This is a genomic window from Trueperaceae bacterium, from assembly GCA_019454765.1.
GTDB lineage: Bacteria > Deinococcota > Deinococci > Deinococcales > Trueperaceae > JAAYYF01.
The window spans coordinates 68683-77856 of sequence record JACFNR010000005.1; the positions used below are offsets into that span (position 1 = coordinate 68683).

Below are 9174 nucleotides of genomic sequence, written 5' to 3' on the forward strand. Positions count from 1 at the left end.
GGTATCAGGCCTTGGTGCCGGCGACCTGCTTGTGCAGGTTGCGCAAGACGGTGTGGAGGATGCCGCCGTTGCGGTAGTACTCGAGCTCGACGGGCGTGTCGAGACGGCAGGCGACCTGGAACTCGACCTTCGTGCCGTCGGCCTTGGTGGCGGTGACGGCGAGGCGCTGGCGCGGCCGGACGTCGGGGGTCACCTCGATGTCGAAGGTCTCCGTGCCGTCGAGGCCCAGGCCGGCCGGGTCCTCGTCGGCGAGGAACTGCAGCGGCAGGACGCCCATCCCCACGAGGTTGGAGCGGTGGATGCGCTCGTAGCTCTTCGCGATGACGGCCTTGACGCCCAGGAGGTAGGTGCCCTTGGCGGCCCAGTCGCGGCTCGAGCCCATGCCGTAGTCATTGCCGGCCAGGACGATGGTGGGAACGCCCTTGGCGAGGTAGTTGCGCGAGGCCTCGAAGATGCTTGTGACCTCGCCCGTCGTGAAGTCGGTGGTGTAGCCGCCCTCCGTGCCGGGCGCCGTCTGGTTCTTGAGGCGGATGTTCGCGAACGTGCCGCGCGTCATCACCCGGTCGTTGCCGCGCCTGGAGCCGTAGGAGTTGAAGTCCTTCTTCTCGACGCCGTTGTCGACGAGGTAGCGGCCGGCAGGGCTGTCGAGCGCGATCGAGCCCGCGGGCGAGATGTGATCCGTGGTGACCGACTCGCCGACCTTGACGAGCACGCGCGCGCCCGTGATGGGGGCGATGGCGACTGGCACGTCGGGCATGTCGATGAAGAACGGCGGCTCCTGGATGTAGGTGGAGGCCTCGTCCCACTCGAAGAGCTGGCCGCCCTTGACGGGGATGGCGTTCCAGGCCTCGTTGGAGCGTTCGATGCCGTCGTACATGCGCCGGAACGTCTCGGGGTTCATGGCGGCCTCGAGGCGCTCGGTGACGTCGGCGTAGGTGGGCCAGAGGTCGCGCAGGTAGACGGGGTTGCCGTCCTGGTCCTCGCCGAGCGGGTCGTTGACGATGTCGATGTCGACGGTGCCGGCTAGGGAGTACGCGACGACCAGCGGCGGGCTGGCGAGGTAGTTGGCTCGCGTGTTGGGGTTGATGCGCCCCTCGAAGTTGCGGTTGCCGCTCAGCACGGAGGCGGCGACGAGGTCGCCCTCCTCGATGGCCTTGACGACCGCGGGCGGCAGCGGGCCGGAGTTGCCGATGCAGGTGGTGCAGCCGTAGCCGACCACGTAGAAGCCGACCTGCTCGAGGTAGGGCAGCAGGCCCGTGTCGCGCAGGTACTCGGTGACGACCTTGGAGCCGGGCGCGAGGCTCGTCTTGACCCACGGCTTGGCGCGCATGCCGCGCTCGGCGGCCTTCTTGGCAACCAGGCCGGCGGCCAGCATGACCGAGGGGTTGCTCGTGTTGGTGCACGACGTGATGGCGGCGATGACGACGTCGCCGTGGGTGAGGTCCTTCTCGACCCCGCGGAACGACAGGTGGCCGGTCCGGTCGAGCTGCTCGTCCGTCAGCGCGTAGCCGCGCTTCTCGATCGGCCGCTTGAGGTCCTCGTGGAACTGACGCTGCATGTCGGTGAGGGCGATGCGGTCCTGCGGCCGCTTGGGACCGGCGAGGCTCGGCACCACCGTGGCGAGGTCGAGTTCCAGCACCTCACCGAACTCGGGTTCGGGGCTCGCCGCGTCGTGGAACATGCCGTTGGCCTTGGCGTAGCGCTCGAGCGCCTCCACCTCGTCGGGGAGCCTGCCAGTCTGGCGCATGTAGCGCAGCGTCTCGGCGTCGACCGGGAAGAAGCCGACGGTGGCGCCGTACTCGGGCGCCATGTTGCCGAGGGTGGCGCGGTCCGGCACGGTCATGCTGGCCATGCCGGGGCCGAAGAACTCGACGAACTTGCCGACCACGCCGTGCTTCCTGAGCATCTCCGTCACGACGAGGACGAGGTCGGTGGCCGTGGCGCCCTCCGGGAGCTTGCCCTTGAGTCTGAAGCCGACGACCTCGGGGATGACCATGTAGTACGGCTGACCGAGCATGACGGCCTCCGCCTCGATGCCGCCGACGCCCCAGCCGACCACGCCGAGCCCGTTGATCATCGTGGTGTGGCTATCGGTGCCAACCAGCGAGTCGGGGAAGATCACGTCCTTGTCGCCGTCTTGCCTGTGCTGCACGCCGCGCGCCAGGTACTCGAGGTTGACCTGGTGAACGATGCCCGAAGCGGGCGGCACGACGTTGAAGTTGCTGAACGCCGACTGGCCCCAGCGGAGGAACTCGTAGCGTTCGCGGTTGCGTTCGAACTCGATCTGGGAGTTGCGCAGGAGGGCGAAGGGGCTGTCGTACTCGTCGACCTGCACGGAGTGGTCGATGACGAGGTCGACGGGCACCTGCGGGTTGATCTTCTCCGGGTCGCCGCCCATGCGGTGCATGGCGCTGCGCAAGGCAGCGAGGTCGACGACGGCGGGCACGCCGGTGAAGTCCTGCAGGATCACCCGCGCCGGCATGAAGGGGATCTCCTCCTCGTAGCGCCGCTTGGGGTCGTAGGCGGCGAGGCGCTCGATGTCCTCGCGGGTGACCAGGAAGCCGTCCTCGTTGCGCACGAGCGACTCGAGCAGGACCTTGATGGAGAACGGCATCTTGTCGATGTTGCCGAGGCCCTGCTCCTGCAGGGCGGCCAGCCGGTAGTAGTAGGCGGCGCCGGAACCCGTATCGAACGTCGCCTTCGCGCCGAAAGAGTCGCCCTGGTGCTTGCTGGTCATGTCCGCTCCTTGTCGTGGGGCCTGATGGAGTGTCTGCGGGCGCGGGCCCGCGCGGATCGGGCCGGCTGCGGCGCCCGCCGCGGACGCCCGACGACCCATGCTCACTCAATCTTGCGGCTACTCTAGGTGATATGACAGTCCAGCAATCACATAGCGCGTTGGACGACGCCTCCGACGAGGCCGTGCCGGCCGCGCCCGGCGCCCGCACCCTCATCGTCACCGACGAGCGCGCGGCCGACGCCCTCACCAACCCGACGAGCCTGCGGCACCTGGCGCCCTTCCTCGGCCGCGTCTCGAGCGTCTCCGCCGCCGCGCGCGAGAGCGGGGAGAAGCCCAACACGACCCTGCGCCGCGTCCACCGCTTCGCCTCTCTCGGCCTCGTCGAGGTGGCGGCCACCGAACCCCGCGCCGGGCGGCCCATCAAGCTCTACCGCTCGACGGCCGACGTCTTCTTCGTCCCGTTCGAGGTCACCCACTCCGAGTCGCTGGAGGCGGCGCTGGCCGAGCGCGACCACTACTGGGAGCGGATGCTCAGGCGCAACGTCGTGAGGGGCAGGCGCGAGGCGCTCGGCGAGTGGGGCACGCGCTTCTACCGCGACCGCAAGGGTCGCCTACAGGTGCAGACCGCCGTGACGCCCGACGCCAACGCCACCACCCTCGACCCGGGCGCGCCCGCCACGCTGTCGCTCTGGCGCGACCAACTGCAGCTCGACTTCGCCGACGCCAAGGAGCTGCAGCGCGAGATGTTCGCGTTGGTGCAGCGGTACCAGCGCAAGAGCGGCGCGCAGCGCTACCTTGTGCGCATGGGGCTGGCGCCCATCCTCGGCGACGACGCCTGAGGGCGCGCCCGAGGGCGCGCCTGAGGGCGCGCCCGAGGGCGCCACGTGCCGTCACGTCCCTCACGGACAACGCGGTTAGCATGAGGCATGACGAACTCGACCATCGCCCTACGGCGCCGCCCCGCCTGGGGGCGTAAGGCCCTCGCTGCCACCCTGCTCCTGGCGCTGGCGGCCTGCGCGCCCGGCGCGTTCGGGCCGGCGGCGGCGACCGACCCGGTGGCCGCCGAACTCGAACGGACCGCCCAGGTGCTCTACCACCGCATGGAACTCGGTCACCTCGAGACCGGCGTGTACACGACGAACGCGCTGATCGACGTGAAGCTGCCCGAGGGGGCGCGCTGGACGCTTCAGGACTTCGCCGCCGACGGCTCGAGCTACGTGCTCGTGCTCACGTCGTCGCGGCTGGCGGGGGCAGCCTGGCGGGTCTCGCCTCGCGGCGTCGCCCGCTTCTCCCCCGCCTGAGCGGGGCCGGCCTCAGGCCCCCACGGGGACGTGCTTGTTGACGCGGGCCTGGTAGGCCGATTTGGGTTGCACGCCCACCATGACCTCCACGGGCTTGCCGTCCTTGAACAGCATCACGGTGGGGATGCTCATGACGCGGTACTCCTTGGCCACGAGCAGGTTGTCGTCGACGTTGAGCTTGCCGACCTTCACCTTGCCGGCGTAGTCGGCGGCCAGCTCCTCCATCACCGGCCCCACCAACCGGCACGGTCCGCACCACGGCGCCCAGAAGTCCACCAGCACCAGGCCCGTGTCCGTCTCGCTCGCGAAGTTGCCGTCCGTCAACTCGACCGCTTTGCCCATCAGTCTCACTCCCGTTTGGACGCGTCCCGCGCGCCCGGCGAAATCGCCACCCAGGTTACGGTCCGGCGCCGACCGCGTCATGTAACCGGCTAGACACCCGGGGCGGCGGCGTCACCCCACGCCACGAGCGCCGCGGCCGGGGCCCCGCGGGTGACGCGCGGCGGCGCCATGCCGAGCGCCTTGTGACCGCCCTTGACGGCGGCCCGCACCGCCGCGCGCGGGTTGAGCCTGACGCCCTGCGCCGCCAAAGCGGTGGCCACCTCGACCGTGACGTCGACGTCCGAGTCGCCCTCGAGCGACTCCGTCCCGAACGCCAGCTCGACGCCGTGGCGCGCGTAGAGCGTCCACGGGAACGGGTCACAGCCGGCGGCGGCGTCAGCGCGCGGCGTGTGCACCACCACGGCGCCCGCCCGCGCCACGAGGCGCACGTCGTCCTCGTCGACGCAGCCCGCCCGTACCAGCGTGGGCGCGCCGTCCAGCACGCCCAGCTCCGCGAGGTAAGCGACGGGCGAACCGCCGTGGCCGCGGAACGTGGCGCCGCGCGCCGCCAGCTCCGCCGCCAACGGGCCCGAGCCGTCGAGGTGGAGCGCCCGCTCGGCGGGCGACCCGGCGACGTGGACGGCCAGCGGGAGGCCGGCGGCGCGCGCGTGGGCCGCCAGGCGCGCCAGGAGCGGCGCGCTCACCGTGTGCGGCGCGTGCGGCGCCAGCCCCACGCGCATGCCGCCGGGACGCGCGAGGGCCGCGAACCGCGCCAGGTCCCGGATAGCCGCGTCGAAGGCGGCGTCGGCGTCCTCCTCGCGCGGCGCCACCACCTCCCAGTAGGCGACCCCGCCGACCTCGTCCTGGGCGAGCAGGAACTCCATCGCCGCCGCGTCGGCGACGACCGCGCCGATCACCCTCGTGCCACACGCCGCGAGCGCCGCGAGCCGGCTCCTCGTGGCGGCGACGGCCGCGCCTGGTCCGACTCCCGCGGAGCCGTCGACGGCCACGGCAGTGCCGACCGCCACGCGCGACCGGGCGGCGCGGCTTGGCAGGCCCAGGTGGACGTGGGCGTTGACGACGGGCGGCGAGATGGCGAAGCCGCAGTCGAGTGTCGCCGCGGCGCTCGTGAGCGCAACAAGGGCGCCGGCGCCGGCGCCGGCCCCCGGCGCCGGGCCGACCGCCACCACGCTGTTCACGCCCGGCCCCCGCTGAAGCGTGACGGCGCCGTCCGCGCGTGGCAGCCCGAGCCCGTCGTAGACGACCCGCGCACGCGCCACGACCCGCCCGAAGGGGGTGAGGGCCTCCGTCAACTCCGAGAGCGGCCTCGTCGGCACCTAGCCCGCCCCCGCCCGGCCCGCCCCCGCGGCCACCGGCCGGCATGCGGGGAGGTGGCGGCGTCCGTCCATGCCGGCACCATAGCACCGGCCGGGACGACGCCCCTGCCGCCCTGCGCCGCGGCGCGGGTGGCTGTGTACTCCGCGCAACCGGCCGGGTAAACTGGACGCATGTCGACAGATCCGCCGTCCGCGGCGAGCAGCCCCTGGCGTCCGCTCTTCGAGAACGTCCGCGCGGCCGTCGGCCAACGGCGCGACGAGCACGGCGTGGTGGGGAGCATCAACTGGCTGCGAAGCGCCATGGAGGCCCAGGGCGCCAACCCCAACGTCGTGAGGAACATCATCTACCGCGACAAGGGGCGCATCCCCGACAAGCGCGCCCTGCTCCTCATCCTCGACCGGCTGTGGCAGGAAGCCGGCAACGGGCCGCTCGAACTGCCTGAGCTGCAGGCCCTGCTCTCGCCCACCGCGGGAGCCGAGCAGGAGGTGCTGCAGCTCCTTGGCCGCGACAAGCGCAAGGCCTACCGCGCCATGGTCGGCGGCCTGCGGGAGGGCGAGATGCCCAAGGTGCTCGTCACCGGCAGGCCCGGCTCCGGCAAGACGCTGCTCACCGACTACGTCAGGCAAGGCGCCATGCTCGTCGACCAGCTGGAGCTCGACATCGTCCGCCTCGAGTTCGGCAGCTCGGAGTTCGCGACCTCCCTCGCCCGTCTGGCCGCCGAGCTAGGCGTCCCGAGCGAGGTCATGGAGTCACGCCTCGTGCGCATCGCCACCGCCAGCGCCTTCGCGGTGCAGGCCGACGCTCAGGCCGAGGTGGCGCGCGTGATCCTCGAGGCCGTACGCAACCGCAAGTCGAACCTCCTGCTACTGCTCCACGTGTCGCAGGCGCTCGCCACCCAGGACGCGCTCGGCCTGGTCCCGCTCCGCCTCAACACCAAGGAGGTGCCGCGCGTGAGCGCCAGCGAGTGGCTGTGGGTGACGCTGTTCGAACCCCTCGCTCGGCAGCCGCACGTGGCCCTCTTCGTGACGATGACCGACCTCCCGGCGCGCGCCATGCAGCGCCTCGGCAACTTCGAGGACCCCATCAGGCTCACCCCGCCGTCCGCCGCCGAGGCGCGCCGCTTCGTCAGGGCCCGCATGCCCCACCTCGGCGCGAGCCAACAGGAGGAGATCGTGCAGCGCGCCGGCCGCTCCTTCGAGGAGCTCCGCACCCTCACGCTCCTCGCCCAGGCGCGAGCGCCGCAGGCGGCGGGCGCCCAGCTCGACCAGCACTACATCGAGCAGCTGTCCCGCCTCGTCACGGACGGCGACGCCGAGCTGCGCAACTTCCTGGCGGCGCTGGCGGTGCTGTCGCCGCCAGAGTTCCCAGTCTTCGAGGCGCGCCGCATGCAGAGGGTCCGCGACGTCGACCGCGAGCTGGGACCGTTCGAGCTGTCGTTCCTCGACCCCGTCCCTGGCCAACCGGGGCAGTACCGCTCGTTCTCGCGCCACCTCGCGCGCGCCCTCCAGGCCCGGCTCCTCGCCTCCGACCCGGACGCCTACCGCCGCGCGCAGCAGGCGGCCGCCAACGCCTACCTCGCCGAGGCCACTGCCGAGCCGACGGGCGAGGCAGCCAACCGCTACCTGCACCACCTGTTCGAGTCCCGCGACTGGCCGGCGCTCACGCGCTGGCTCCAGACCCACGTCGTCTCCCACTCGCAGGTCAGGCAGGTCTGGCACGCGGCGGCGGCCGAGCTGCCCGCCGGCCCGACCTTCGACGCCGTGGCGCGCGAGGTTGCGGCGCACTACGTGAAGCTCGGCGCGTACCAACACCCCGAGGCGGTGCGGGCGTTCGAGGCCGCCGCCGCCTCCAGCGACCGGGCGCTTCGCGCCTGGACGCTCATCAAGCGCGCGGAGGGCGAGGCGCTCGCCGGCAGGTTCGAGCGCGCCGAGGTCCTGCTCGACACCGCTCCGGCCAGCGACTCGGCGCTCCTGCAAGCCGAGTCGGCCCTGGCGCGCGCGAGCATCGCCCGCTGGCGCGGCGACCTGGCCGAAGCGGCCCGCCTCGTGACGGGCACCGCCCTCGGGGCGCTGGGGCGCGTGACCGACGACACCAGCGAGGCGCGCCTGGTGGCGGCCAAGGTGAAGGTGTGGGAGGGCCTGATCGCCAAGGACCGCGGCGACCTCGAGGCCGCTAGCGACCTCCTGGGCCTGGCCGAGTCGGACGACGACCTCGTGCGTGCCCGCATCGAGTTCCAGCGCGGCGACGTCCACATGCGCCTCGGTCGGCTCGACGCGGCGCTCACCGCGCTGGACCGAGCCGTCCTGCTGGCGCAGCGCTCCGAGGCCCTGCCCCGCGAACGCACCCGCTACCTCGCGCGGCGCGGCAGCCTCCTGCGGCTGCGCGGCGACCTGACCGGCTCGGCGGCCGACTTCGAGGCCGCCAGAGCCCAACTCGACAGCGAGGAGGAGCCCGGCGCCGAGACTGAGTTCTGGCGCGCCAAGGTGGCCGACGAGTCGTCACTGACGGCGCTGGCCCTCGGCGACTTCGAGGAGGCCACCTACGCCATCACCCACGCCCTGGCGGGCTTCCGCGACTACGCCGTCGAACAGGGAGCCGAGGTCGATTACCGCGTGCTGCGCGCGACCCTCAACCTCGCGCTCGCCTACGCCTGCCGCGGGCTCGCCCTCCCCTACCGCCGACCGTTCCCCGTCACCCGCGGCAACGTGGACTCCCCCGACCTGCGCCACGCCAGACACCACATCGACGAGGTGCTCGCGTCGCTCGGTAGCGGCGCCCACCGCGATTTCCTCCGCTTCCAGGCGCGGCTGCTGGCCTCCCAGTTCGCGCCGACGGGCGCCGAGGCGCTGCGCCACGCGGAGGAGGCGACCTCGGTCGCCGCCTTCGCCTACCAGTCGGCGCTCGCCCTCAGCGCCCGCGCCGCCGCGCACCTGCGCACCGGCGGGGCGGCGGCCGCCCTGCGCGACGTTCAGGAGGCCGAGGAGCGGCTCGGACCCGCCACGCCCGACGAGAGCAGCGACGCGGGGCTGCGCGCGCAGCTGAGGGCGCAAGCGCTCGACGTGTACCTCCACCGTGGCGACACGGCGCGGGCCGCCGAGACGTTGGCGCTCGTCCTCGAGGACGGCAGCCTCCTCCCCTACCACGAGGGCGTACTGCGCGCCTTCGGCGAGGCCGCCGACGACCACGCGTCGGGCGACGGTTGGAAGAAGCACCGCCGGCTCCGCGCGCTGCTACGGCTCGACGGGACGGGACCGTCCACCCCCGCCCGCCTGCCCGACGCGCTGGTCGCCGCCTGGCGCGCCCGCAACCGCGTGGCAGTGGCGTAGGTGTCGGCCGTGACGGCGGACGAGGCGGCGCCCGGCGCGCGGGAGCCCGCTGCGCGGGAGCCCGCTGCGCGGGAGCCCGCTGCGCGGGAGCCCGGCGCGCGGGAGCCCGCTGCGCGGGAGCCCGGCGCGCGGGAGCCCGCTGCGCGGGAGC

Annotated in this window: 6 protein-coding genes; 3 read left to right on the forward strand and 3 right to left on the reverse strand. The window is 72.9% G+C overall.

Features of this window, described 5'->3' with window-relative positions; all coding sequences use genetic code 11:
* Positions 1-4: 4 nt before the first annotated feature.
* Positions 5-2737 carry an aconitate hydratase AcnA gene (gene acnA, locus H3C53_02850; protein MBW7915616.1) on the reverse strand — a complete coding sequence of 911 codons (2733 nt, stop codon included), beginning with the start codon at positions 2735-2737 and terminating at the stop codon, positions 5-7.
* Positions 2738-2868: 131 nt separating this feature from the next.
* Between acnA and H3C53_02855 the strand changes: the two genes are divergently transcribed.
* A complete protein-coding gene (locus H3C53_02855) occupies positions 2869-3576 on the forward strand; it encodes an ArsR family transcriptional regulator (protein MBW7915617.1) in 708 nt (235 codons plus the stop codon).
* Positions 3577-3663: 87 nt separating this feature from the next.
* Entirely contained in the window at positions 3664-4038 is a 375-nt protein-coding gene (locus H3C53_02860) for a hypothetical protein (protein MBW7915618.1), read from the forward strand.
* Between the two features lie 12 nt (positions 4039-4050).
* Here the strand turns inward: H3C53_02860 and trxA are convergent, their stop codons facing one another.
* Both trxA and H3C53_02870 read right to left on the reverse strand, forming a co-directional pair.
* Positions 4051-4380, reverse strand: coding sequence for a thioredoxin (trxA, locus tag H3C53_02865; GenBank protein ID MBW7915619.1), 330 nt, complete (start codon positions 4378-4380; stop codon positions 4051-4053).
* An 89-nt stretch (positions 4381-4469) separates the two neighbouring features.
* Complete coding sequence (locus H3C53_02870) at positions 4470-5639, reverse strand: amidohydrolase family protein (GenBank protein MBW7915620.1); 1170 nt, start codon at positions 5637-5639, stop codon at positions 4470-4472.
* Between the two features lie 228 nt (positions 5640-5867).
* Between H3C53_02870 and H3C53_02875 the strand changes: the two genes are divergently transcribed.
* Entirely contained in the window at positions 5868-9023 is a 3156-nt protein-coding gene (locus H3C53_02875) for a hypothetical protein (protein ID MBW7915621.1), read from the forward strand.
* Positions 9024-9174 lie beyond the last annotated feature (151 nt).

What these genes read in the sequence shown, in the direction of transcription:
- trxA (MBW7915619.1), bottom strand. Translation starts at nt 4,380, where the DNA reads ATGGGCAAAGCGGTCGAGTTGACGGACGGCAACTTCGCGAGCGAGACG.
- acnA (MBW7915616.1), bottom strand. Translation starts at nt 2,737, where the DNA reads ATGACCAGCAAGCACCAGGGCGACTCTTTCGGCGCGAAGGCGACGTTC.
- H3C53_02875 (MBW7915621.1), top strand. Translation starts at nt 5,868, where the DNA reads ATGTCGACAGATCCGCCGTCCGCGGCGAGCAGCCCCTGGCGTCCGCTC.
- H3C53_02860 (MBW7915618.1), top strand. Translation starts at nt 3,664, where the DNA reads ATGACGAACTCGACCATCGCCCTACGGCGCCGCCCCGCCTGGGGGCGT.
- H3C53_02855 (MBW7915617.1), top strand. Translation starts at nt 2,869, where the DNA reads ATGACAGTCCAGCAATCACATAGCGCGTTGGACGACGCCTCCGACGAG.